Raw genomic sequence first — 24399 nt, forward strand, 5'->3', positions numbered from 1 at the left:
CCTCGTGCTGTCGTCGAACCCGGGCCGCGTGATCGCGGAGATCAAGGTGCCGTTCAAGCATCCGCGCAACCGTCTCGACCCGGCGTTCCGCAAGCTGGTCGACGACATCTACGCGAAGATGACGGCCCGCCAGACCGGCGAGGCGACGAAGAAGGGGCTCGAGCTCGGCAGCTGGCTGCCGCAGGTGTCGACCAACCTGATGGCCGGCCTGATCGAGACGCTCGCGATGGCGCCGTACCACGGCCGCGCGGACATGCCGGAAATCGCCCGCACGCTGCATCTGGAGGTCGACGACCTGTTCCCGATCGCCGAAGTGCTGCAGTACCTCGGCTTCGCGGACGTGCGGGAAGGGGACGTGTTCCTGACGCCGCCGGGGCGCGTGTTCGCGGAATTCGGCACGCAGGAACGCAAGCTGATGTTCGCGGATCACCTGCTGAAGCATGTGCCGCTGGCCGCGCGGATCAAGAAGGTGCTGAACGAGCGTCCCGGCCATCGTGCGCCGCGCGTGCGCTTCGAGCAGGAGCTGGAGGATTCCCTGTCGGACGGCGCGGCCGAGGAAACGCTCGACGCGGTGATCGACTGGGGCCGTTACGGCGAGATCTTCTCGTACAACGACCAGACCGAAATCTTCAGTCTCGAGGACGTCGAGTCCTGAGCGGCCGAGCCGAGCCGTCCGGCCCGGCATCCGCATGCGCCGCGCCTGGCGGGCGCCGCGCATCGCGTCGTTACTGCAGGTTGCCCCAGCGGTCGACGGCCGGTTCGGCCGACGCCCACTTCCAGTGCGTGCCTTGCTGGCACGCATTCGCGAAATACCAGTCGGCCTTGTTGCCGTCCTTCACCGAGAACGCGAATTCCTTGCACAGCGCAAGCGCCGTCGAGTACGCGCGCGTGACGCGCACCTCGCCTTCGCCGTTTTCCAGCGGCAGCGTGTTCGCCACCTTCCACGGCTTCACTTCGCCGACGGCCAGGCTGCCGGCCGCCTTCGCGATCGCGTCCTGCTGATTCTGATGGAGCTGCTTCATCGTGCGGTTGACGGCTTCGTCGGTCGCCGCCTGCACGGCGATCCCGACACCGACGCCGACGGCCGGGTTCGCGGTGACGAGGCCCGTCGCCGCGCCGGCGAGCGCACCGCTCGCCGCGCCGACCGAGCCGCAGCCCGACAGCGTGGCGCTGGCCGCGCACAGCGCGCCGATCGCCGCGATACGGATCGCGACGCTCATTGCAGCGCGCCCCAGCGTTCGGTCGCCGGTTCCGCAGACGCCCATTTCCACACGGGACCGTCGCGGCAGATCGTGGCGATGTAGAACGCCGACTGCGCGGCCTTGTCGGCCTTCGCGGGCGTGTCGACCGCGAACACGATTTCCTTGCAGTCGAGCGGGCCGATGCTGATCATCCGGCTGACCGTCACGCGGCCCTGTTCGTCGTCCTCGATCGGGAACGAATGGTGCGTCGTCCACGGCGCGACGCCGCCGACGTCGAGCGGGCCGGCCGCCTTCGCGATCTGGTCCTGCGTGTAGCGGTGCGCGACGCGCTGCGTGTACTGGACGCCCGCACGTGCGCCGGCGACGGCGCCGAGGCCGATGCCCGTCGCGACGGCGGCGTTGTTGGTGACCTTGGAAGCGATCGCGGCGCCCGCGATACCGGCGCCGGCAGTCGCGCCTTCGCTGTACAGCGAGTTGCAGCCGGACAGCAGTGCGGCCGTGGCGATCGCGGCCAGCACGATGCGCGCCGGCATGGCCCGGCGCGGCGGTTCGAAACGAATGTTCATCCCTGAGTGCAAGTCCTGTCTGGGTGAGCGGCGACGCATGCGCGCCCCCTTGCCGCGTCATTGTTTCGCAATTGTCATAGGAAAACTGCAAAGCTTTGACAAATCGCCGGACGGAGGGTCGCGCGTACGCGCGGCGCTATTGTCGGACAGATGGCTGGGCAGGGGTCGAAACGTTACAAATTGAAGGTAATTGTTACCGTGGCATGCGAGGAAGCGACCTAGACTGTTTTGTTATGGAATGTTTCTCCGTCGGCTCCGAGCCACGCTGCATATGAGACACCCAGCCATGCGCCGTTCGAAACGGTTTTCTCCCCGGCCGCCTGATGCAGGCGCCGAGCGCCCGCCTCCGCCGACCGACGCGCCGGCCGGCACGCCTGGCGAGACGCCGTCCGACGGCGATCACAACCAGGGCGGCGCACGCCCGGAAGGCCTCGACTATCAACGCGACCTCGGCCAGGAGCAGGACGCTTGAGCCCGTCGCCGTTGCATTCCGCTGCCGCATTGCATTGCGCGCTTTGTTGCATCGCTCACATCTGAATCGCCGCGCGACTGCCTTCGGGCCGTCGCGTCCGCCTTGGCGCGCGCCGCGCGTCATCCAATCGAATCGAGGAGGGGAAGCCGCATGAGCAGATTGATCGTCGTATCGAACCGTGTCGCCGCCGGCGAGGACACGCGCCCGAGCGCAGGCGGTCTCGCGGTCGGCGTGATGGACGCGCTGAAGGAAACCGGCGGCGTCTGGTTCGGCTGGAACGGCGAGATCGTCGGTACGCCCGACGCCGCACCCGCGATCCAGCGGGACGGCAACGTCACGTACGCGACGCTCGGGCTGACCCGGCGCGACTACGATCAGTACTACCGCGGGTTCTCGAACGCGACGCTGTGGCCGGTGTTCCACTACCGCGGCGATCTCGCGCGCTTCGACCGGCAGGAGTACGCGGGCTATCTGCGCGTGAACGCCATGCTCGCGAAGCAACTCGCCGCGCTGCTGCGTCCCGACGACCTGATCTGGGTGCACGACTATCACCTGCTGCCGTTCGCGCATTGCCTGCGCGAGCTCGGCGTGAAGAACCCGATCGGCTTCTTCCTGCACATTCCGTTTCCGTCGCCCGACATGCTGCGCGTCGTGCCGCCGCACGAGGAACTCGTGAAGTTCATGTGCGCGTACGACATCGCGGGTTTCCAGACCGATGCCGACAAGCAGGCGTTCACCGACTACATCGAGCGGCGCGGCATCGGCGCGGCGAGCGACGACGGGATGCTGCATGCGCACGGCCGCGTCGTGAAGGTCGCCGCCTATCCGATCGGCGTGCATCCCGATGCGATCGCCGAGGCGGCCGTCCAGTACGGCTCGCGCAAGCCGGTGAAGATGCTGCGCGACGCGCTCGGGGGCCGCAAGCTGGTGATGAGCGTCGACCGGCTCGACTATTCGAAGGGGCTCGTCGAGCGCTTCCAGTCGTTCGAGCGGATGCTCGCCAACGCGCCGGGCTGGCAGGGGCGCGTGTCGCTCGTGCAGATCGCGCCGCCGACACGCTCTGACGTGCAGACCTACCAGCGCATTCGCGAGACGCTCGAAGGCGAGGCCGGCCGCATCAACGGCCGCTTCTCGCAGCTCGACTGGACGCCGATCCAGTATCTGAACCGGAAATACGAGCGCAATCTGCTGATGGCGTTCTTCCGGATGTCGCAGGTCGGCTACGTGACGCCGTTGCGCGACGGGATGAATCTCGTCGCGAAGGAATACGTCGCGTCGCAGGACCCGGCCGATCCGGGCGTGCTCGTGCTGTCGGAGTTCGCGGGGGCGGCGGCCGAGCTGACCGGCGCGCTGCTCGTCAATCCGTACGACCTGTCGCAGATGGCCGATGCGCTCGAGCGCGCGCTGTCGATGCCGCTCGCGGAGCGGCAGGCGCGGCACGAGGAGAACCTCGCGCGGCTGCGCGAGAACAACCTGTCGGTCTGGCGCGACACGTTCGTCGCCGACCTGCGCAGCGTCGCGGCGGCCGCGTCGGTCACGCGGCGCGCGGGCCGGCGGGCCGCGCATGTCTGAGCCGGTGTCTGAGCCCATGTCCGAGCGCGTGGAGGAGGGCGTTGCGGCGGACGATGCGGCCGCCCGCTTCTTCGTCGTCACGGGCGGCCCGGGCTCGGGCAAGAGCACGTTGCTCGACGCGCTCGAGCGCACCGGCTTCGCGCGCTCGCACGAGGCCGGGCGTGGCGTGATCCGCGACCAGATGGCCGTCGACGGGCCAGCGCTGCCGTGGCGCGACCGGGCCGCGTTCGCCGAGCTGATGCTGAACTGGGAGATGCGTTCGTACCATCTCGCGCGATGCGTGCGCGGGCCCGTGTTCTTCGATCGCGGCGTGCCGGATGTGATCGGCTACCTGCGGCTGACGGGCCTCGCGGTGCCTGCGCATGCGGAGGCCGCGGCGCGGCGCTTTCGCTATCACCGGCGTGTGTTCATCGCGCCGCCGTGGCCCGAGATCTACACGCGGGATACCGAGCGCCGGCAGGATTTCGCGGAGGCCGTGCGCACCTACGATGCGATGGTCGACTGCTATACGGCGTACGGGTATCGGCTGATCGAGCTGCCGCGCGTGAGCGTGAAGGCGCGCGTGCGCTTCGTGATGGACGCGCTCGACGCCGCCTGATCGGCGGCTGCGGCGCGCGGCTGCGTCAGGCCGCCGCGTCGGGGCGCGGCGACGCGATGCGCAGCATGCTGACCACGGCGGCGACCGCCGCGAACACGGTGGCGACATAGAGCGCGATCGTCGGCCCGTGATCGGGCGCCAGCCCGAAAATCAGTGCGACGAGCGCGGCGCCGAGCGTCTGGCCGGTCAGGCGCGCCGTGCTCAGCATCCCGCCCGCGCCGCCGCTGCGCTCGCGCGGCGCCGACGACAGCATCGCGCGATTGTTCGGCGACTGGAACAGCCCGAAGCCCGCACCGCACAGCGCCATCCGCCACACGATGTCGACGGTGCCCGGGTGCGCGCCGATCGTCGCGAGCGACAGCAGTCCGGCCGCGAACAGCGCGAGCCCGATGCCGCCGAGGATGCCCGCCGAGTAGCGATCCGACAGCACGCCGGCGAGCGGTGCGGCGAATACGATCACGAGCGGCCACGGCGTCATGTAGAGGCCGGTTTCGACCTGCGAGAAGCCGAGCGAATGCTGCAGCCAGAACGGCAGCGCGACGAACGCGAGCATCTGCGACGTGAACGACGCGACCGACGTGCAGATCGACAGCGCGAACATCGGGATGCGCATCAGGTCGACCGGCAGCAGCGGCGCCGGCTGCGACAGCTGCCGCTTCACGAAGAAGTAGCCGACGCCGAACGCGACGGCCAGCTCGGCCGCGACATACGCGTGGCTTTCGCCGTGACCGAGCCCGTCGACGGCCATGATCAGCAGGCCGAACACGCAGGCGTTCATCAGCGCGCTCGGGAAGTCGTACGGTGCGTCGTGCAGCGGGTTGGCCGGCAGCGCACGGAGGCTGCCGAACACCGCGGCGATGCCGATCGGCACGTTGACCGCGAACAGCCAGGGCCATGACGCGAACGACAGGATCGCCGATGCGACCGTCGGGCCGATCGCCGACGACAGCGCGACCACCATCGCGTTGATCGACAGCCCGCGCCCGAGCATCGACGACGGGTAGATCATCCGCACCAGCGCCGCGTTGACGCTCATGATGCCGGCCGCGCCGAACCCCTGGATCACGCGCATCACGGCGAGCGTCGGCAGCGAGCCGGCGAGCGCGCAGCCGAGCGACGCCGCGGTGAAGAGCGCCAGACCCGCGATGTAGATGCGGCGATAGCCGACGCGTTCGCCGAGCGACGCGAGCGGCAGCAGCGTGATCGTGACCGCGAGCTGGTATGCGTTGACGATCCAGATCGATGCGGCATCGGACGCGTGCAGGTCGCGCGCGATCGTCGGCAGCGCGACGTTCGCGATGGCACCGTCGAGCACGGCGAGCGTGATGCCCAGTGCGACGCAGACGATCGCCCAGTAGCGTTGCGGAAGCGGCAGGCCGGTATCGGCGTTCATGGCGGGAGCGAAAGCGTGGTTGTCCGCGCGCCCGGGTGCCGGTTGCGTGCGCAACCATGCTTGCGGGCGGAGGCGGCGGTGAACGGTCCGGCCGGCCTGGCGGCGCCGGCGCGGAACCGGTCGAGTGTATCACCGGGCCGCATCGCGCGACGCCGGCGCCGGCGCCGCCGGCCGGCGCGTGCATTCAGCCTTCGAAGTCGAGGCCGCCGAGCCGCACGAGTGGGGCGGCCTGCGTGCGCGACGCGAGGTCGATGTCGCGCGCGCCCTGCCATGCGCCCAGCTTCCGCGGCAGTGCGCTCAGGTAGTGCTCGAACCGCGCGGGCCCGTCGGGCTCCATCAGCCGTTCGATCTCGTCGGTGTCCCAGGTCAGCTCGAGGTTCAGCGGATGCACGAAGCCGCTCACGTGCTCGTGCGGCGCGCTGCGGATCTGCACGCGCGTCGGTTGCCCGTGCCCGCCGTACGGGACGACGTCGGTCAGCACGTGATCGGCGAAGACGGCGGCGATCGCCTGCGCAATGCGCGGCGCGAATTCGGTATCGAAACGGCGGGCGGTTTCGGGCTGCATGAAGGCGTCTCCTGTGTGCCGAAAATCGTAGCACGACGGTGCCGCGTTTCGGCGCGCGTGATACCCGTAATGGCGCGTTACCACTTGCTGCATCTATTACGGCCGCGCGCCGCCACAATGCATCGCATCCAGTACCACTTCGCGTGGGAGTCCATCATGAAAAAGATTGCCGCTGTATGTGTCCTCGCCGGTTCGCTCGCCGTGGCGGGCCCGGCGTCCGCGCATGGCCGCGACGGGGGCGCCGTCATCGGCGCGCTGATCGGCGGCGCGGTGCTCGGCGCGATCGTGACGTCGGCGATGAATCCGCCCGTCGCGTACCAGGCGCCCGTGTATCAGGCACCGGCCTATCAGCCGCCGACGTACTACCAGGCACCGGCGTACCAGCAGCCGGCTTATCCGACCTACCAGCAGGCGCAATACCAGGACGACGGCCCGAACTATTGCTACGACCGTTATCAGCGCGCGTACGTGTGCGGCGCGCCCGTGTCGCGCGGCTATGCGCAGCCGGCCGGCTGGTAAGCGGGCGGATGGCTGGCTTCGGCGCCCGGTGGCCGGCGTCGACTGAATGGCTTGTACGCAGGACGACAAAAGGAAAGGCCCTCGCGTGATGCGAGGGCCTTTGTCATATCGCGAGCATCGGTTGTTACGCGCCACGTGGCGGCCGTGCGAGGCCGCGGGCGGATACAAACGGTTGCAATTGGATCAGTGGCGATGGCCGCCGCCGTTGCCCTGATCGCCCCCGCCGCCGTCGTTCCAGTCGCCGCGGCGTCCGCCGCCGCGTCCCCAGCCGCCATGGTTGCCGCGATCGCCGCGATCGCGATCCCAGCGGCGGTAGTCGCGGTGTCCGCGATCCCAGTCGCGCCCGCCGCCGCCGCCCCAGATGTTGACCGTGCCGTAGACGGGGGAGGCCCCGTAGGCCGGCCCGTACGCGTAGCCGGGATCGGAATAGTAGGGCTGTCCGTAGCCGTATCCGGCGTCCGGACCGACGACGCACCCGGCCAGCAGCGTGGCGACGCCGGCGGCAGCAATGAGCTTCAGCATGATGTTCTCCGTTGGTTGCGCTATAAATACCGCGCGCGGGAATCGCCGACTGTATGCAATTGTGTCGTCAAATTACAGCGTCGTAAGGTCTTGCGGCGAAAGTGTTAGCATCCGGGGCCTATTTTGTTTTTCAGGAGCACATCGATGAAATTCGCGATCCGGGCCGTCCTGGCCGCCCTTTGCGTGACGACCGCCGCCGCCTGCGCGGCCGGGCCCGCATCGGCGCCCGCCGTGCCGGCCGAATCGATCAAGATGTTCCCGCAGCCGGCGGCCGGCCAGCAACGCGCGGTGATCGCGCTGCCCGCGCTCGAGAACGAAGGCGACGCGCGCGTCGAGCTGATGATCGGCAAGACGCTGCAGACCGACTGCAACCAGCAATGGTTCGGCGGCGAGCTGACCGCCGAGGACGTGAAGGGCTGGGGCTATACGTACTATCGGCTGACCGACGTGAAGGGGCCGGCGTCGACGCTGATGGCCTGCCCGGGCCAGGCGCCGCAGCAGCGTTTCGTGCAGGTGCGCGGCGACGGCCAGCTGCTGCGCTACAACAGCCGCCTGCCGCTCGTCGTGTACGTGCCGGACGGTTTCGACGTGCGCTACCGCGTGTGGCATGCGTCGAAGGACGTGCAGCACGCCGTGACGCAGTAACGCATCGGCGCGGTCGTGCGGGGGCGCTTGCCGCCGCACGGCCGCGTGCGGTTTCGCGGGTTTTTTTCCGGAGCCCGCCGTTATCCGCCGCTCGCGCCCGCGAGCGCCGGCCAAGCGGCCAGCGCGGCTTGCGCGACCGCCTCCAGATCCCGACGGCTCGCCCCGTCGCGCGCCTGTATCGACATCCCTTGCTGCACCGTCACGTAGTAGCGCGCGATCGCGTCGAGGTTCGCATGCGCGGAGAGCTCGCCGGTTGCAACGCCGTCGGCGAGCCGCGCGCGTAACGCGGCGACCGTCTGCTCGCGCATTGCGATCAGCGTTTGCCGGACCGTATCCGATCGCTCGGCCGGATGCAGCGCCGACAGCACGATCAGGCAGCCGGCCGGCTTCCCGCGGCGCGTGAACACGCGCGCCGTCTGCATCAGGTAGTGCTCGATCGCGTCGTGCGCGCTGCCGGCTTGTTCGACGCTGTCCCAGATCTCGCGCCCCTCCGTTTCCCGGTAGCGCTCGACCGCCTGCCGGAACAACGCTTCCTTGCTGCCGAACGCCGCGTACAGGCTCGGCGGCGCAATCCCCATCGCGGCCGTCAGGTCCGTCATCGACGCACCTTCGTAGCCGAGGCGCCAGAACACCTCCATCGCGCGATCCAGCGCCGCTTCCTTGTCGAAGCTTCTCGGTCGGCCCCGTTCAGCCATGACGTCCGTTCCTTCGTCGATATCTGTATCGATCGATAAAATAATTCAATTGACAGCGCCGCGCAACCTGCCTCATTCTGTATTGGTTGTTACATAAATGACCACAGGAGCTTTCATGACTCGACTTCAAGGCAAGCGTGCACTCGTCACGGGCGGCAGCCGCGGCATCGGCGCGGCCATTGCGAAACGGCTCGCGGCAGACGGTGCGGACGTCGCGATCACTTACGAGAAATCGGCGGAGCGGGCGCAGGCCGTCGTCGCCGACATCGAGGCGCTCGGCCGGCGGGCCGTCGCGATCCAGGCAGACAGCGCCGATCCGGCCGCGGTGCGCGGCGCGGTCGATCGCGCGGCCCAGACGCTCGGCGGCCTCGACATCCTCGTCAACAACGCGGGCATCTTCCGTGCTGGCGCGCTGGACGACCTCACGCTCGACGACATCGACGCCACGCTGAACGTGAACGTGCGCGCGGTGATCGTCGCGTCGCAGGCGGCCGCGCGGCATCTCGGGGAGGGCGGGCGCATCGTGTCGACCGGCAGTTGCCTCGCGACCCGCGTGCCCGATGCGGGGATGAGCCTCTATGCGGCGAGCAAGGCCGCGCTGATCGGCTGGACGCAGGGGCTCGCGCGCGACCTCGGCGCGCGCGGCATCACGGTCAATCTCGTGCATCCGGGGTCGACCGATACCGACATGAATCCGGCCGACGGCGAGCATGCCGGTGCGCAACGTTCGCGAATGGCGATTCCGCAGTACGGCAAGGCAGAGGACGTGGCGGCGCTCGTCGCGTTCGTCGTCGGGCCGGAAGGGCGGTCGATCAACGGGACGGGGTTGACGATCGACGGTGGCGCGAATGCGTAAGGGGTGATGGCCGGTGTGACCTGATCGGGCGGCGCGGTGTGTATGGCGTGCGCGCCGTGCGTTATCGGCAGCCGAGCCGTCGATGCTCGGTTTCCAGATCGGCCCGTTTGTCGTAAGCGCGCAGCTCGTTGCGCGGCTTGCCGTTCGGGCCGATGCCGTGCACGATCTTGTGGCCGCGGTCCGGCGCATGCGTGACGGCGTCGATGCCGGCGGCCAGTTCGCCGCAACGCCCGTCGGGCGACGTGCGTGCCGGCCGCAGCGTTGCCGCGCCCGCGACGTTGGCGACGCCCGGGCTTACGTACCGTTGTTTCGGCGGTACCGTGCCGGTCGCGCTGCCGGCGTCGGCGGCATGCGCTGAGCAGATCAGCGCCAAAAATGCGGTCGGGGCCGCGAGCGTTCGAATCATCTTCGAGGTCCGTTTGCAGACGAAGGTTCGGGATTCTACGCAACCTGCCGTACATGTCCGTCGCGATCCGGCCGGGTGCGATCGCGTGTCGCATGTCGTCGTGATGACGCGGTGATGAATGGAAGAGGACACCGAAAAGTTTTATAGGTGCGTTGCGGAATTCATTTACAAAGTGATCAAGCGTACTTACGATGGCGCCAATTTGGGTTAGCGGAACATCGTATGCGTACAGTCGATCGGGCGACGTTGGCCGCGCTCTGCCTTTGTCTTGCCGCATGTGGCGGTGGCGACGACAGCGCGGAACCGGCACCGCAAACCGTTGCGGGCACATCGACATCGTCCGTTGCGACTGCCGGCGCTGCATCCGGCGCATCGGCTGCATCGGCGAATTCCGGCAGCCCGGCACCGAGCGCTGCGTCGACCGCTGGGCCAACCGCTGCGTCGACCGGTACAGCGCCCGGCGCGACGCTTCTGCCTGCCAGTGGCACCAAACCGATTCTGGTCGCCGATGTGACGGTTTCTCCGGCCGCCGACGGCAGCGATCAGGCCGACGCGTTGCAGAAAGCATTCGACAGCCTGCGGGCCGGTCAGCGCCTGGTCATTGCGCCGGGGCGCTATGTCGTCGGGCATTCGCTTGCCGTGACGGTGCCGCAGGCGGTGATCTCAGGGTACGGCGCGACGCTGTCCGCCACGAATCCGGCCGACCAGACGATCGTGATGAGCGGCGCTGGTTCGACGCTCGTCGGCGTGACGCTGGCCGGCGCCGGCACCACGCGGCTCACGACGCCCGAGTCGACCAAGGTCGAGGTGACGGGCAGCGACGTTCAGGTGCTCGGGGTGACGATCCAGGGCGGCGCGAGCGCCGGGATCTTCGTGTTCGGCGGCAACGGTGTCGCGATCGTGGGCAATACCGTGCGTGCGACGCTGGCCGACGGCATCCATACGACCTACGGTTCGACCAACGTGCTGGTGCAGAACAATACGGTGACCGGCACCGGCGACGATCTGATCGCCGTGGTCAGCTATCTCGGCGACGGCCGCCTGAGCAACAACGTGCTGATCGACCATAACGCGGTGTCGGGCAACGCGTGGGGGCGCGGCATCACCGTCGTCGGCGGGCAGGCGGTAACGATCTCGAACAATACGGTCGACGGCGTCGAGAAGGCGGCGGGGATTCTGGTCGCGCAGGAGGACAGCTGGAAAACCTACGGATCTTCGAACGTCGTCATCATGGGCAATACCGTGACCAACATCCAGAACGCGAACGTGAACAACGGGCTGCAGCCGACGCAGCAGGGCGCGATCGAGCTGGATACGTGGTCGGGAACGGTGTCGGATGTCACGGTGGCGGACAACCGCGTGTCCGGTTCCGGCTATGCGGGGTTCCGGGCGTATGGAAACGTGTGTTCGTTCAGCGTGACGGGCAATACGTTCTCGTCGATCGCCGGGTTGCCGGTGTGGCTGTTGACGAACGGTTGCGCGGCGAACCAGATCGTCGTCGATGCGAATCGGCTCGGGGACGGCAGTTTGCTGGCGCTGCCGGCGGGGGCGTCGCTGACGGGGACGTTTGCCGTGACGGGCGCGAATGCGAGTTTGATGCCGCAGGTCAGGACGGGGTTGATGCAGTGATGGGACGATGGGGCCGCGGGGCTGGTGGCCATTGTCTGGCAAAGCCCGGTAGATGCGGTTGCGGCGGAGCACGCGGTCGGGTGGGAGCGTGGGTATGCCGACGTTCGGACACTTTGCGTGCCGACGACGCGATTTTCAGACCGAGGCGGAATTTCGGGGAAATGTTGGTCCCCCGACAGAATTCATGTTTACTTTGTGGGGAAGGATTTTCGCGATGTTTGTGACATTTGTGCCCCCAAAAGTGCCCCGTAGAAATCGCTGCTACTGAAACAGAGACGAATTGTGCCGCAGACTCGGTACCCTCGCAGGTAGCTCGTTCGGGTCTGTACGAGCAACCCATCATCCTTGCGCCCGAGCGCAGCGCGACGAAGCAGCGGTGGAGAAATTACCGCCATAAAAAGGGGGCCGAATCTGCCTAGATCTAATGTGTAACAGCGCTTGGGTGCAATCTCAGGTTGAGATATCGTCACTTCATGCGAGTCATCTCCAACAAAGCCTTGACCGATTTCGCCGCCAAGCATCCGGACGCTGGCGTGCCACTCCAGATATGGAGGAAGACGATCGAGGGTGGAACATTCGGCAGCTTTGCGGACCTGAAGAAAGCTTTCAATGCGACAGACAAGGTTGGGGCGTTCTACGTGTTTGATATCGGCGGCAATAAGTTCCGGATCATTGCCGCAGTGCACTTTAATGTGCAGACGTTATATGTGCGTCATGTATTCACGCACAAGGAGTACAGCAAATGGAAGCTTTGAATCTTACGCGGAATGACATCGAGGAGCTGGCCGCGCACTTCGAGGCTATCTCCCAAAAGGTGCCGCTTCATCCGATCAACTCGGATATTGAGTACGACTTCGCTGTGCGAGCGTTGAATGCGCTGCTTGACGCAGGAGCGGCTGACGAAGGGCATAGGCTCGCGCCGCTCGCCGCCACGCTGGGCGACTTTATCAGTGAGTATGATGAAGGACATCACCAACTGCCAGATGCATCGCCCGCTGATGTCCTCAAATATCTGATGCTGGAGAATGATGTCCGACAGGCTGATCTTCCCGAGATTGGGAGTCAGGGGGTTGTTTCGGAAATCCTCAGTGGGAAGCGGGAGTTGAATGTACGACAGATCGCGGCATTGGGCCGTCGATTCAATGTGAACCCGGTCGTATTCCTGCCGATCTGATTGATTCGACCGTCCACGGCGCGAGCCATCTTAACTCTGCCGCAGCCATGCTGCGACAGCCACCTGAGCCCGGGCGTATCACATCAAGCCCCGCCCCGAGCGGGGCTTATCACATCTGTCACCGTTTGATCGGCCTACTATGCTCAACTCCTTTGCTCTCCAACTCGGATCGTTCGTCATCTATCTTGGTGTCCTCGCCGGTGCGATATGGGTTGGTGTAAGCGTTAGCCGGTTGAGCGGCCGACCATGGATCGGGGTTGCGACTTTTGTCGCGCTCTTCCTCGGGGGAAGCATTATGCTTGCTCTTGGCGGCTTGCCGGCACCTGGCGTCTATTCGAGGGATGATTAAATTTTTCCAAGCCTGCTGCATTCATGGCGGAAGCTGCTCTTCGATCGAGGCGATCTACGCACAGATTTCAAAAGGAGACCAATATGTCCGACGGCAATATCTCAATTTCCTTCCAATGCCGCACTTGTGGCACGCAATTGTCTTGGCCCGATGATATCAAGGACGAGGAGGAGGTTCGTTGCGCTGGTTGCGGGGCTACAGCTGGCACCTACGCTGAGCTTAAGGAAACTGCGACCAAAGCCGCGAAAGAGAAGTTGGATGAGATCATCGGCGATATTTTCAAAAAGAAATGATTCGCCGCGGTCGAATAAAAAACCACTGCTCCTACGAAAGTTGCCGCAATGCTTTTATCTGTCATACGAATGATCTAGCATCCCGCAATGCACTCCAGATCGAGTACTGGGCGTTGCGCCCGGAAATCGTCGCCGAAGAAGGATCGCCCTACTGATACGGTAGCGGCTAAGGCGTCTCTCGCTGACTGGGAGAGTCGTTGAACAGGGCCTTCGCATTCTTCCAGCGTGTCATCGGCCTGATTCGCAAGCAGATCGAGCGGATCGCTGGATCGTCCCAGGGCGATCACTCCGTGGAAGACCTGACGAACGAGACCTGGTTGATTGTCGACGAGCTTCACGTGGAGCCTGATGCGAACCCCGATCCAGAAGACGAAGGCGTCCGCGAACTGATTGTCGCGCGCCTACAGCGCGAATTTGGCAGGTTCGTCAATCGCCAAGAGCGCTTCGCCGCACGTATCGACCGAGATGATGTCGATGACGATGGCGACTTAATGCCAAACGCCATTGCCGCCCGGCTCTCGGCTCCCGAGAAATACGAACCGTTGGCATCGATCGAGATGCGCGAGGAAGCGGCCGCGGCGGCGCGCAGGATCGGGGAGCGTTTTTCCGAAGCGGTCGCATACCTGCGGACATTCGAGCGATTTGATGGCGACAGGGTTGGTGTGGCGCAGTATCTAGCAATTGGCCCGCAGGCGCTTGACCGTCGCGTCGCTCGAGCATCACACGTCGAATTGACCCAGCCATCAATGTTCGATGGGGTCGAGCAGATCCCGGTGGGCTTCATGCCACAGCCTGGGCGATGGAAAGTACGGCCTGGCATACAACGATATCGAGGTGCTTGCGCCATCGTGTGGCCGGTCCAACTGCAGCTGTTTATGCGTTCGTGCAAGCTCTTTTTCTGCCGGAAACCGCGCAGTCGATGATAACCGCGGCCGATTGCGCGGCGCATCAACGGAACAAGCCGCTATGATCTTGTGGCGAGCAGCCTGTCCACCTCTTCGATCGAAACGAGTCCGCAGCGGTTCAGTCTCAGCGTTCCGAAACTGATCATGTTGTGCACGGTGCGCGCGCTTACACCGAGCATTTCGGCCGCTTGCTTCTGGTTGACCTGCGGAGGGCGAGGATGGCGGTTCGCATAGAGTTCGACCGCTCGAAGAGCGATGCGTAGTTCGCGGTCCTCGTCGATGTCGTGGGAGGCTGATTGATCACCACCTCTGCTGACGATGGTGCTGATCCTTGATCGCAGCCACTCGTCGAAGTTGATCGACAGATCTTCGCGTAGGTTCCTTTGCATCGTAACCTCCTTGTGCCGTTTCATCCTCTATACCGTCCGACCATTCGTCGAACTCGAATCTCTGTAGCGTCGATGAACTCGGCTTCGCGGTGCGCGAAATACTTCAGACCTACCTTCTGTGGCCGAGGGGAGATATGCCCTTGTTTAACCCATCGCCGAAGGGTGGCAAGGGAGGGTGCGTATTCGCCGAACGTTATCTCAGCCCAGACCTCAAGAGGAATCATTCGAGGAAGTTCCTTCGGTTCAACCGGAGCAGGGGCGGGGACTGCTGGTGCCGGGGCGGTGACTTCCGGTTCTGCAGGTGGTTGCAGACTCTTAATCAAGTCGGCATACCGCTCTTGGTCGAGTTCCGCGAGATTCAGTCGCTCGATCAGAGGAAGGCCGCGACGACGCTTTTCCTCACCGCACCAGTTGAGATAGGCAGGAATGTTGATCTCAAAGTCACCGTCTCGAGGTTTGCGGAAGTGCACATAACGTTGGATGCTGCCATTCCACATCTGCTGGCGGATCTTATGGGCGCTCTTCTTCATTACCTTTGCCGCGACCTCCAGCGGTACCCAATGCTCTTCGCTAGGCTTTGACATCGACAGTTCCTCATCTGTTGACCATACGTCCGCAAAGCGGCGAACAGTTTACAAAATTCTGCTTGACGACGAGACGGCTCGGACCTAGTCTCGAACTGCGCTTGAGACAACAAGCGTCGGGTTTGGCGACCTGACACTCAAGGCGGATGACGACCGCCATAATGGCGGTATTTTTTCGTCCGTACACTACGCATACGTCCAGTCAACGGGCGGGCGATGGTGGGGATACCCGCGAGGGTATGCCGGATGCCTTGAGTGCCGGTTCGCCAACCCTGTCATTCGCCCGCCCACCCCGTTTGGCGACGGAAGGCGGGTCCAACACTCAAGGATCCAACATGTCTACCGCCCAGCCACAGTCGGAATCTTCCGCATTTCCCAGCGAGCTCGATGAGATCTCTTGTTGCGAACTGACCATCATCATGGACCGTGGGTGGTCGCGTACCGAGTTCATTGGCACGCGTACGCAACTTGAGGACGAAGGCGTCATACCGATAGAAATCGAATGGCCTGACGGGTTTCGCAGTGTTAGTTGGGACGCCAACGGCCTTTGCTATTGGATGCAGCGCCAACGCCCAGAAGGTGCGAAAGGTCCGCGTCGAGACTTCCTCAAATGCGACAACTGGTACTTGCGCGTCGATTCCACAAGCTGGGACTACGATCGCAGTGTGATCGAGACGAAGGCAAATGAACTGCGTCAGTTGCTCGTTGCTCAATCACCCGAAGGAAAGGCCGAGAGGTCGCTTCAACGAACGCGGTACAGCGCGGCAGTCGAGGACAAGAAATTCCAGGCGTTCAAAGTGAAGGTGCCGGCGATTGCTGAACAGGAAGCCCGAGCGGCGCGACATAGAAAGCATCGGCGAATTGATGGCCAGATGTGAGCTAGCTATCAAAAAATTGGGCGTTGCATAGCCTCTTTCAGAGGTGGGACGTCGAATTTGCATCCGGGGTGGGGATATGGTCTCCATCTGCTACGTGTCAGTGCGTCGGATTGTGAAGGCTTATGCGTTGCTGCCGCCTTATCTTGATGGGTGGGGCAACGCGCGGATCGCAACCGACACGCCTCCACGCGCGCGTGCGCATGAGTCGGTCGTGACGAGGCGCACTTGGATCAGGAGGTCGCGAGGAAGACCCGACACGATAAAGGCGACATCGGGGCGACTGAAAAAACGGGAAACCGAAATACCGTAGATGGCAACCAATCCCCGTGGACGCAAAACCATGCGCACCGTTGCTACCGAAAACAAGGTTCCCCAAACTCTGCCGGCAATCGGATTCTCTCGCTGGGAACAGCTCAAGCACTTCATTCCGGTCAGCCGCGAAACGTGGCGGAAGCTAGTGAAGGACGGCCGCGCGCCGCAGCCCCAACGCTGGACCGAGCGCTGCACGGTCTACTCGAATGAGGAGGTGCATCGCTGGATGAAGGATCCGGCCGGGTATCAGGCGCCGAAGTCGATCGCCCTGTAAGGAGGGCGCCATGGTCGAAAAACAAAAAGCCGCAGCTCAAGCGAGCGCGGCCAAAGAGAATTGCAAGCGGCAGTATAGCAACTCCGAGTGTCGGGCAGAAGGCAGCGCTTCCCGCTGCAGCACGGCAGCCGGACGGCGCGCGGCAGCTGCATGCCCGCTCTATGTTCATATTGAACTGGCCGACGATCCAGCTTTCGTTCTTCTTCGTATAAGCGGCAGTTCGAATCCTGACCGAAAGCCGCCGATGCGGATCCCACGTGCTCAACTCGCGAGTGTGTTGCTGATGCTGCTAGATGCTGCCAACGTGGCGCACAGCGACGGGGCGATTGCATGATGAACGGGCAGGATGCCGGCCGCGCTCGCGACGCGCTGTTTGCCCTCGATGCGGGGTGCTCGCACGACGATTGGGTGCGCATCGGTATGGCCTACCATGCTGCCGGCGGCGACGAGAATGCGTGGGTCGAGTGGTCGGCCACCGGGGCGAACTTCGGCAGCGAGCGCGAGGCTCGTTCGAAGTGGCGCACCTTCAGTGCCGACGGCGGCATCAACGCTGCGACGCTGTTCCATATCGCACGTGAATCCGGCTGGGGCGATTCACAGACGCGCAAGAGCGACTCACGGGCGGCGCGCGTGTCACGCCCCAAGCGCCGACAGCAGCCGAAGCCGCCGGCCGCCCAGAAGCCGCGCACCGACGTCGCCGCGACATTTGACAGCTATCCAACTGCTGGCACCGACCACCCGTACATCGTCGCAAAGCGCGGCAGCGCAGCCGATCTGCGTGCCGTGCCCGCCGACAGCGCGTTGACTATTCAAGAGCGCTCCGTCGTTGGCTGGCTGGCCGTGCCCGCCTGGTCACTCGATGGCGAGCTGTGCACGATTCAGTTCATCCCACCGCCGGGCGCTGGCAAGAAGCTGAACATGCCCGGAGCATCGTTTGGTGATGGCATGTTCGTCGTAGGCGAGCTCTCAACGGATGGCACGTTGTACGTGTGCGAGGGCATCGGTCAGGCATGGGCGTGCGCGCGCGCCGATTACAACGGGGCCGCGGTGGTGACATTCGGCGCTGGCCGCTGCCGGACGGTCGCGACGCTGTTGCGCGAGCGCTATCCGGCTGCACGCATCGTGATCGTGCCTGACCGCGGCAAGGAGGCCGATGCCGAGGCGATCGCGCGCGACGTCGGCGGCGCGTGGATCGAATTGCCTGACGGGAAGCCTGTGAACTACGACGCGAACGACTACGAGGCCGAGCACGGTGTCGATGCGCTGGCGGATCTGTTCCGCGCCGCTCGCGAGCCGGAGGCGAGACTCAGCCTCGACGTCGCGTTCGCTGACGAGCTTCCAGAGGCGGTGGTGGCACCGGACGAGCTGGTGCAAGGTCTCCTGACGGCTGGCGGCGGCAGCGTGCTATACGGCGATTCGAACAGCGGTAAGACGTTCTTCGTGATCGACATGGCAGCCTCCATCGCGCGCGGCGAGCCGTGGATGGGGCGGCAGACTGAGCAGGGCCTCGTCGTGTATCTCGCTGCAGAATCACCGACCTCGGTGCTGGTGCGGCTGCAGGCGTACCAGCGATATCACGGTGCTCGGGTGCCGAACTTCGCGGTCACGCGCAACCCGATCAACCTGTTCGACGGCGACGCCGATACGGACGCCATTATTGACACCGTGCGCCAGCTCGAGGCGCAGCGCAAACAGCCCGTCCGGCTGATCGTAGGCGACACGCTTGCGCGTCTGAGTGCAGGTGCGAACGAGAACGCTGGTCAGGACATGGGTCGCGTCATCGAACGCTTCGATCGGATTCGCACCGAGTGCGACGCACACTTCCTGCTGATCCATCACTCGGGGAAGGATGTTGCAGCCGGCGCGCGCGGATGGAGCGGCGTCCGCGCCGCGATCGATACCGAAATCGAGGTGACCGAGACGGCTGCGGGACGCTGCGCCGAGATCAAAAAGCAGCGCGACCTTGCAAGCAAGGGGGAGCGCATCGGATTTCGGCTCGACGTCGTTCAACTCGGTTTGTCGAAGTGGGGCAACGCGGTTACTTCATGCGTGGTGCTGCCGGAAGATGCGTCCGAGCGGTCGCGCGTCAACACACGACTCGGTGAGGCCGACGGTGCCGTGCTCGAATACCTCCGTTCGCATAAGGTCGGGATCCGCAAAATGGATGTCGTGAAGCATTTTGACGGCAGATACGCGAAAGGGCCGGTGTACCGCGCACTGAAGAAACTGGTAGACGCTTCGATGGCTTATGAAGCCGCCGGAATGGTGGCTATTGCCGGGGGGCTCAAATGACCTATTTCGAGGCTTCAACCACAGATCTGTCCCCTGTACCTCGTCTTGTTTCACAGCTCCGCGGGGCGATCGAAAAAGCGGGTGAAGGTACATCAGGGCAAACGTGCCGAGGCCTTAGCTGGCGGACGAGGTACAGCAGGTACAAAAAGGTACAAGGAGGTACATGTACCGGGGAGGTTACGAGGTACAAGGTACACACACCTTTAAGGTGTGTACCTTCTGTACCTCGCGTACTCACTCAGTCGATTTCGGAAGTGGATCTACGAGGTCGCGATGCCGGCTCACGATGAAAGATTGCGCTACTGGCGCGACTTCATGACGGCAGTCCACGCCGGCAAGCGTGGGGACTTCGAGCCGGCTCGCGCAATCGTCGCTCGGGTGAGAGCGCGGTTTGGCGACAAGGCCGCAGAGGCGCAGAGGCGCGAGCTTTGGCGGGTGATTCAGGCGGGGGAACGGAAATGAGTTCGACTTTCTCTGTTGGCGCATTGGGTACGAGAGTTCGTACACGCGTACGCACGCGTGACGTGCGCGCGTATACGTGCGCGTGTGCGTGATGCGCGCGCAAAGGCTCGGTCGACGACTTGAATCGGCGAGGGTGAAGGAGCCCGAACAGGTGTCGTGCGTGGTTCAGAAACACGCATCGGTCGGATCGCGTCTTGGCGATTGATGATCGGAGGCAACAGGCAGACCAGAAAATCTCTGATGGGGCCAATTTCAGCCCCGTGGCGGCCCTGGAGCTACTCGATTGGCGGGTGTGTATGTCGGGCGTCGCAGACACGGTTCTGGAGGCTTTTATTCGATCGCGAAGCAGTGCGGCTAATGAGGTGGTAGATGATTCGCATTCCTTGTGATGTCTGGCCGAGCGGGCAGACAGACGGTGAATAGGCAACGGTTGGCATGCTCAGGCATATGTACGCAAACGAACGTATCCGGACGCAATCACGCGACGAGGTTCCGGGGAGTATGAAAAATAGCTTTTCGTATTTTCGAACGCGTACTAAACTATGTGCACATTATCGTACTCATCCGCCCGGAGTCGGCCATGTCCCGCACCTTCGTTTACGCCCGCGTCTCGACGGTCGAGCAGCACACCGCCAACCAACTGCAGGAGATCCAGTCCGCCGGCTTTAACATCGACAAACGGCGTGTGATCGAGGAAGCAATCAGCGGCAGCACACCCGCGGCGGAGCGTCCGGGGTTCCAGAAGCTGCTCGAGCGCATGGAGGAGGGCGACGTGCTGGTCGTGACGAAGCTTGACCGCCTGGGCCGTAACGCGATGGACGTACAGAGCACCGTGCAGAAGCTGGTCGACGCTGGCATCCGCGTGCACTGTCTTGCGTTGGGCGGTGTCGATCTCACGTCTGCCGCCGGCCGGATGACGATGGGCGTCCTGACCGCTGTTGCGCAGTTCGAGCGGGATCTGCTGATCGAGCGGACACAGGCAGGGCTGGCGCGCACGAAGGCGGCCGGCACGCGCCTCGGTCGTCCGTCGGTGCTGTCCGATGCGCAACAGGAAGAGGTGAGGCAACGGCTGGCTGCCGGCGAGACCGTGTACGGAATTGCGCAAGCGTTCGGCACATCGCGGCAGGTCGTTATGCGTGTGCGTGACCGGCTCAACGCCTGAGTGAACGATAGCCGCGCCGCCTGTTCTGTTGGCGCGTGGTGGAGGGTTCCGACTGACCTGCGCGCCGCTGCCTCCGCCGCGCGCAAACCTAACTCTGGGACCACCCAGGCCCTCCGGACGGGGGGGACGAAATTTTGCAGACGTCCTCTCCAATCCGCGCAACAAAAAAACATCCAGGGGCGTTTCCCGTGAGTCGTCTCTCGCGAGGCAGGCACGTTGTGTTGTTGCAGTATCCGTAGAGCGGGAAACTCAACGACATTCCTACGTAGAGCACGCCAATCCGGCGCTTTCTATGTAGGTGCAGACATGTCAGCTAGCGCAATCTCCGATTCGTCCGCTAAGGCCGGATTCTCGATCCGTGAATGGTGCTCCCTCGTTGGTCTCGGGGTAAGCACGTTGTACACCCTCCCGTCCGACGAGCGTCCGCATACGGTCAAACTTCGGGGCCGGGTAATCGTGATCGAAACGCCGGCGGACTACCTTTCGCGCATCTCTGCGCAACAGAACGTCGCGTGAAGGGGGCAGCGTGAAGCAATCCGCCATCAACGCAGCCGTCACCGTGACGTTCTCGATGCTCGACCGGCCGAGGCGGAAGATCACGCGTGAGAAGGTCGAGGCGCTCGAGCGCGAGATTCAGCGCTTGCCCCAGGTGGACTGCCCCGTGCGACACTACTTCGCCCCCGGCATGGCCGCGCGCGAGATGACGATCCCCGCGGGCGTCGTGATTACCGGCGCGGTACATCGCCATGAGCACCTGTGCACGGTGTCGAAAGGCCGCATCATCGTGTCGACCGACGAGGGGATGAAAGAGCTCGTGGCGCCGTGCACGATCGTTTCCAAGCCGGGCGCTAAACGCGTCGGCTATGCGATCGAGGAAACGGTCTGGACGACCTACCATGCCACCGACACGACCGACATCGACAAGCTCATCAAGGAAATCACAGAATCGACCGCGTCCGAACTCATGGGCGGCGCGAACAACGTGCAGATGCTCGCGCAGGTTGCGCGCGACGATTATGCGGCTTTTCTCGCCGAGTACGGCCTCACGCAGGAGCTCGTGACGCGACTCGTCGAGAACCAGTCCGATCAAATTCCAATGCCAGCCGACGTCAATGCGCTCGAGCGCCGCGCGTCAGCGATTCACGGCGACGGCATGTTCGCGCGTCGCGATTTCGCGGAGGGTGAACTCGTCGCGCCCGCACGGATCGGCGAGAAGCGCACGCCGGCCGGCCGGTACCTGAACCACTCGGGCATTCCGAATTGCCGATTCGTCGCACTGCCCAACGGCGACTTGATGGCGCACGCATGCTTGCCGATTCGCAGTGGCGATGAAGTGACGGTCGATTACCGGCAAGCAATGCCCGTCAACGGAACTGGGCTGAAGCCCGTCAAGGGGTGAACCATGCCATTTGCAGACGCCATCGGTTCCATTGCTGGACCCATTCTCGGATCTGTTGCTGGCGGCCTCGTTTCGGGCGCTATGTCCCCAAGCACGTCCGGCGGTAGTGGGGGCGGTCCGTCGTCCTACTACGTTCCCACCGGACTGCAGCATGCGGATCAGGACTGGCAGAACCTCCTCGATCAGTCGGGCGCGGTGCAATCGCAGATCGCCGGGATGATCCCGTACTATCAGCAGTCGCTGGGCCAGGGATTGAACGTCGGCACGAACCTGTACGGCACCGGCTACCAGAATGCAGCAAACGCCGCGGGAACCGGGTACGCCAACGCTAGCAACGCGCTGACGGGGCTCGGTAATCTCGACCTCGCCACGCAGAAGCAACTGCTTGGCGCAGGTCAGAACGTATACAACATGGGTCTGGACCCGCAGAGTGCGCTCTACGACCGCACGCTGAACCAGCTCACGCAGCAGACCGGCGCGACTAATTCGATGTACGGTCTCGGCTCGTCCGCCGCAGGTGCAGGCGTGCAGAACCAAGCACTGTCGAACTTCAACATCGACTGGCAGAACAACCAGCTGTCCCGCGCGCTGCAGGGCCTGCAGGGCTACACCGGCGCGGCCAGCACGGCTGGGCAGTACGGTCAGGCCGGCGCAAACGCGCTGACGCAAGCGCCGGAATACATGCTCCAGTCCGGGCAGGTTCCGTATCAGGTGGCGGGCAGCCTCGCCGCACTGCCCGGCAACCTCGCCGGTACTTTCGCGTCTCAGTTGCAGAGCGGCCCGCTGTCGTCGGCGCAATCGATCCAAGGACAGACCATTCCGTACATGAACTACGGGCAGGGCGCACAGGCCGTGCCGTACCAGAGCCAGGCGCAGGGCGCAGGTGCGCTCGGCAGTCTGGTGTCGCAGGGGATCTCCGGGCTCGGCAATAACACTCAGGTGCAGAACGCGTTCTCGAACTTCTTCAACCCCGCATCTGGTTCGTTCAGCGGTGGGGATTACAGCGGTGCGTTCAATTCGAGCCCGTACTACTCGGGCGGTGGCAATTCGTACGGTTTCACGATGGGGTAAGCCATGCAGAACAATGTGAAACAGGCCGACGCTCCGCTCCGTTACGTCGACATCACGCTCAGCCTGAGCGGCGACGAAAACAGACTCATCTGCGCAGCCATCTATCGCGCGAACGAGGCCGGCATGCTGCTCGATTTTGCCGAGCATGCCGGCCTAGGAATCTTCGCCAACATCTTCAACAAGATCGCGGCGGCCTCCGCCGAGCAAGGTGACCCATTCGCGCGAGCCTGCTGTTTGCGCGCGGGCATTCCGTTCGGCGGCGGGACCGATACCCTGCAGTAGTTGCCCCGCAACTTCCGCAAACGATGTCACGCCTTGCGGCTCAGTTGCAGCCGTACGCAGTGCAGTAGTGACTGAACGAGTTCCCGTTGGAATCGACGCCGGATATAGACCGGTTCCCATTGCCGAAATTCTGGATGGTTTCGTTCCAGTTCTGGCCGTTCGCCGCGGTACCGTTGATCCTCGTCGTGTTGCCGAGGGTATTGGCGGTTTCGTGCCACGAGCTACCGGTCTGGGAGTTGTAACCGCTCACCGTAGTCATGTTGCCCAAGCGGTTCACGCTGTATGTGTTCCCGCTTTGATCCGTGCACGTCTGGAAACCTGGGCTGCCGATACAGTTGGCGTACGCCGCGCCTGAAGTCAGCACGGCGCCAAGGATCGCAATGCTAAGGGTCATTTTCATGGTGGTCTCCCCATAGATGGGTATCGGAAACATAGCAGCAGTCGGCAGGAAAACCCAGTAGGCGTATCCGCGAACCCATTTGTGCGGCGGTCAGTATCGTCGCGAAAATGCAACGTGTGTCCACGTTGCCGATCGTGGCGTCACTTTGCGAATCGACGGGTAAAGAGGTGCGCGTCCGGAAAGTCGCGTGCGTCACTCTGTAGACGCGACCGCCATTCTTCGTCGCCGGACGGAGACCGCGAAAAGCTGTTGCCAAGCCGCGCAGCCATCGCTAATCTTGCTGCATACCTAGCCCGGGTTAAAGGGCATCGACTGCAAGACCTAGCTGTTGAACAGCCATCTGTAGGCTCGCTTTGCGGGCACGGTGACTCAATCACCGAATGAACTGAGTAGGGCCCACGCCCAAAATCCGTCCATTGTTTCCTGATGGGCTCGTGACTGCTTCGCCGATAGGTGAAGCCCTCCATAGCCTTTTGCTTCCTGCGAAAGGCGCGATGTGCAATCCCCGTATACCGCTCCCGCGGCAATCAATC

Annotated in this window: 30 protein-coding genes; 20 read left to right on the top strand and 10 right to left on the bottom strand. The window is 64.0% G+C overall.

Annotated elements, in window-relative coordinates:
- Positions 1-655: AAA-associated domain-containing protein (locus U5771_RS33025; RefSeq protein WP_322027825.1), on the top strand; the 655-nt coding region annotated here is incomplete at its 5' end.
- Between the two features lie 70 nt (positions 656-725).
- On the opposite strand, the gene U5771_RS33030 is transcribed toward U5771_RS33025, so the two are convergent.
- Both U5771_RS33030 and U5771_RS33035 read right to left on the bottom strand, forming a co-directional pair.
- Entirely contained in the window at positions 726-1220 is a 495-nt protein-coding gene (locus tag U5771_RS33030; RefSeq protein WP_322027826.1) for a hypothetical protein, read from the bottom strand.
- The gene (locus U5771_RS33035) at positions 1217-1768 is read right to left on the bottom strand and encodes a hypothetical protein (protein WP_322027827.1); all 552 of its coding nucleotides are present in this window, start codon (positions 1766-1768) and stop codon (positions 1217-1219) included. The genes U5771_RS33030 and U5771_RS33035 overlap by 4 nt, the downstream gene beginning before the upstream one ends.
- 286 nt (positions 1769-2054) lie before the next feature.
- Between U5771_RS33035 and U5771_RS33040 the strand changes: the two genes are divergently transcribed.
- From U5771_RS33040 to U5771_RS33050, 3 genes are all read left to right on the top strand, one after another.
- Positions 2055-2240 (top strand): hypothetical protein, encoded by a 186-nt coding sequence (locus tag U5771_RS33040; protein WP_322027828.1) that lies wholly within the window; start codon positions 2055-2057, stop codon positions 2238-2240.
- A gap of 150 nt (positions 2241-2390) precedes the next feature.
- On the top strand, positions 2391-3812 hold the full coding sequence (gene otsA / locus U5771_RS33045) for an alpha,alpha-trehalose-phosphate synthase (UDP-forming) (protein ID WP_322027829.1): 1422 nt from the start codon (positions 2391-2393) through the stop codon (positions 3810-3812).
- 16 nt (positions 3813-3828) lie between these two features.
- Positions 3829-4410: an AAA family ATPase gene (locus U5771_RS33050; protein ID WP_322027830.1), complete on the top strand. Its 582-nt coding sequence runs from the start codon at positions 3829-3831 to the stop codon at positions 4408-4410.
- Positions 4411-4435: 25 nt separating this feature from the next.
- On the opposite strand, the gene U5771_RS33055 is transcribed toward U5771_RS33050, so the two are convergent.
- Both U5771_RS33055 and U5771_RS33060 read right to left on the bottom strand, forming a co-directional pair.
- Positions 4436-5803: an MFS transporter gene (locus U5771_RS33055; RefSeq protein WP_322027831.1), complete on the bottom strand. Its 1368-nt coding sequence runs from the start codon at positions 5801-5803 to the stop codon at positions 4436-4438.
- Between the two features lie 184 nt (positions 5804-5987).
- Entirely contained in the window at positions 5988-6368 is a 381-nt protein-coding gene (locus tag U5771_RS33060) for a DUF5594 family protein (protein ID WP_322027832.1), read from the bottom strand.
- A 117-nt stretch (positions 6369-6485) separates the two neighbouring features.
- Between U5771_RS33060 and U5771_RS33065 the strand changes: the two genes are divergently transcribed.
- Positions 6486-6887 carry a hypothetical protein gene (locus U5771_RS33065; protein WP_322027833.1) on the top strand — a complete coding sequence of 134 codons (402 nt, stop codon included), beginning with the start codon at positions 6486-6488 and terminating at the stop codon, positions 6885-6887.
- Positions 6888-7070: 183 nt separating this feature from the next.
- Here U5771_RS33065 and U5771_RS33070 read toward each other — a convergent pair whose 3' ends face one another.
- The gene (locus U5771_RS33070; protein ID WP_322027834.1) at positions 7071-7409 is read right to left on the bottom strand and encodes a hypothetical protein; all 339 of its coding nucleotides are present in this window, start codon (positions 7407-7409) and stop codon (positions 7071-7073) included.
- 144 nt (positions 7410-7553) lie between these two features.
- On the opposite strand from U5771_RS33070, the gene eco reads away from it, so the two are divergent.
- Entirely contained in the window at positions 7554-8054 is a 501-nt protein-coding gene (gene eco, locus U5771_RS33075; RefSeq protein ID WP_284891115.1) for a serine protease inhibitor ecotin, read from the top strand.
- An 80-nt stretch (positions 8055-8134) separates the two neighbouring features.
- Here eco and U5771_RS33080 read toward each other — a convergent pair whose 3' ends face one another.
- Positions 8135-8749, bottom strand: coding sequence for a TetR/AcrR family transcriptional regulator (locus U5771_RS33080; protein ID WP_322027835.1), 615 nt, complete (start codon positions 8747-8749; stop codon positions 8135-8137).
- 115 nt (positions 8750-8864) lie between these two features.
- Here U5771_RS33080 and U5771_RS33085 point away from each other — a divergent pair, with 115 nt between their 5' ends.
- Positions 8865-9605 (top strand): SDR family NAD(P)-dependent oxidoreductase, encoded by a 741-nt coding sequence (locus U5771_RS33085; RefSeq protein ID WP_322027836.1) that lies wholly within the window; start codon positions 8865-8867, stop codon positions 9603-9605.
- A 61-nt stretch (positions 9606-9666) separates the two neighbouring features.
- On the opposite strand, the gene U5771_RS33090 is transcribed toward U5771_RS33085, so the two are convergent.
- Complete coding sequence (locus tag U5771_RS33090) at positions 9667-10011, bottom strand: hypothetical protein (RefSeq protein WP_322027837.1); 345 nt, start codon at positions 10009-10011, stop codon at positions 9667-9669.
- A gap of 471 nt (positions 10012-10482) precedes the next feature.
- Between U5771_RS33090 and U5771_RS33095 the strand changes: the two genes are divergently transcribed.
- From U5771_RS33095 to U5771_RS33115, 5 genes are all read left to right on the top strand, one after another.
- Entirely contained in the window at positions 10483-11640 is a 1158-nt protein-coding gene (locus tag U5771_RS33095) for a right-handed parallel beta-helix repeat-containing protein (RefSeq protein ID WP_415859462.1), read from the top strand.
- A 473-nt stretch (positions 11641-12113) separates the two neighbouring features.
- Positions 12114-12395, top strand: coding sequence for a type II toxin-antitoxin system HigB family toxin (locus U5771_RS33100; protein WP_322027839.1), 282 nt, complete (start codon positions 12114-12116; stop codon positions 12393-12395).
- The gene (locus U5771_RS33105; protein ID WP_105132323.1) at positions 12383-12814 is read left to right on the top strand and encodes a helix-turn-helix domain-containing protein; all 432 of its coding nucleotides are present in this window, start codon (positions 12383-12385) and stop codon (positions 12812-12814) included. The genes U5771_RS33100 and U5771_RS33105 overlap by 13 nt, the downstream gene beginning before the upstream one ends.
- 432 nt (positions 12815-13246) lie before the next feature.
- On the top strand, positions 13247-13456 hold the full coding sequence (locus U5771_RS33110) for an ECs_2282 family putative zinc-binding protein (protein WP_322027840.1): 210 nt from the start codon (positions 13247-13249) through the stop codon (positions 13454-13456).
- Positions 13457-13653: 197 nt separating this feature from the next.
- Entirely contained in the window at positions 13654-14379 is a 726-nt protein-coding gene (locus U5771_RS33115; RefSeq protein WP_322027841.1) for a hypothetical protein, read from the top strand.
- Positions 14380-14420: 41 nt separating this feature from the next.
- Here U5771_RS33115 and U5771_RS33120 read toward each other — a convergent pair whose 3' ends face one another.
- Together U5771_RS33120 and U5771_RS33125 are read right to left on the bottom strand one after the other, a co-directional pair.
- On the bottom strand, positions 14421-14750 hold the full coding sequence (locus U5771_RS33120; protein WP_322027842.1) for a hypothetical protein: 330 nt from the start codon (positions 14748-14750) through the stop codon (positions 14421-14423).
- A 20-nt stretch (positions 14751-14770) separates the two neighbouring features.
- Positions 14771-15334, bottom strand: a complete 564-nt coding sequence (locus tag U5771_RS33125; RefSeq protein WP_322027843.1) for an excisionase — start codon at positions 15332-15334, stop codon at positions 14771-14773.
- 335 nt (positions 15335-15669) lie between these two features.
- Between U5771_RS33125 and U5771_RS33130 the strand changes: the two genes are divergently transcribed.
- The 8 genes from U5771_RS33130 to U5771_RS33165 all read left to right on the top strand — a co-directional run bounded on the left by U5771_RS33130 (position 15670) and on the right by U5771_RS33165 (position 23466).
- On the top strand, positions 15670-16212 hold the full coding sequence (locus U5771_RS33130) for a hypothetical protein (RefSeq protein ID WP_322027844.1): 543 nt from the start codon (positions 15670-15672) through the stop codon (positions 16210-16212).
- 310 nt (positions 16213-16522) lie between these two features.
- Positions 16523-16798: a transcriptional regulator gene (locus U5771_RS33135; RefSeq protein WP_322027845.1), complete on the top strand. Its 276-nt coding sequence runs from the start codon at positions 16523-16525 to the stop codon at positions 16796-16798.
- Positions 16799-16808: 10 nt separating this feature from the next.
- Entirely contained in the window at positions 16809-17132 is a 324-nt protein-coding gene (locus U5771_RS33140; RefSeq protein ID WP_322027846.1) for a hypothetical protein, read from the top strand.
- On the top strand, positions 17129-19090 hold the full coding sequence (locus tag U5771_RS33145; protein ID WP_322027847.1) for an AAA family ATPase: 1962 nt from the start codon (positions 17129-17131) through the stop codon (positions 19088-19090). The genes U5771_RS33140 and U5771_RS33145 overlap by 4 nt, the downstream gene beginning before the upstream one ends.
- 1042 nt (positions 19091-20132) lie before the next feature.
- Complete coding sequence (locus U5771_RS33150) at positions 20133-20714, top strand: recombinase family protein (protein WP_322027848.1); 582 nt, start codon at positions 20133-20135, stop codon at positions 20712-20714.
- A gap of 526 nt (positions 20715-21240) precedes the next feature.
- Positions 21241-22113 carry an SET domain-containing protein-lysine N-methyltransferase gene (locus U5771_RS33155; RefSeq protein WP_322027849.1) on the top strand — a complete coding sequence of 291 codons (873 nt, stop codon included), beginning with the start codon at positions 21241-21243 and terminating at the stop codon, positions 22111-22113.
- An 81-nt stretch (positions 22114-22194) separates the two neighbouring features.
- Positions 22195-23184 (top strand): hypothetical protein, encoded by a 990-nt coding sequence (locus U5771_RS33160; protein WP_322027850.1) that lies wholly within the window; start codon positions 22195-22197, stop codon positions 23182-23184.
- Between the two features lie 3 nt (positions 23185-23187).
- Entirely contained in the window at positions 23188-23466 is a 279-nt protein-coding gene (locus tag U5771_RS33165; RefSeq protein WP_322027851.1) for a hypothetical protein, read from the top strand.
- A gap of 40 nt (positions 23467-23506) precedes the next feature.
- Here U5771_RS33165 and U5771_RS33170 read toward each other — a convergent pair whose 3' ends face one another.
- Positions 23507-23866, bottom strand: a complete 360-nt coding sequence (locus U5771_RS33170) for a hypothetical protein (protein WP_322027852.1) — start codon at positions 23864-23866, stop codon at positions 23507-23509.
- Between the last annotated feature and the right edge of the window lie 533 nt (positions 23867-24399).

Source organism: Burkholderia sp. BCC1977 (assembly GCF_905339595.1).
Taxonomy (GTDB): domain Bacteria; phylum Pseudomonadota; class Gammaproteobacteria; order Burkholderiales; family Burkholderiaceae; genus Burkholderia.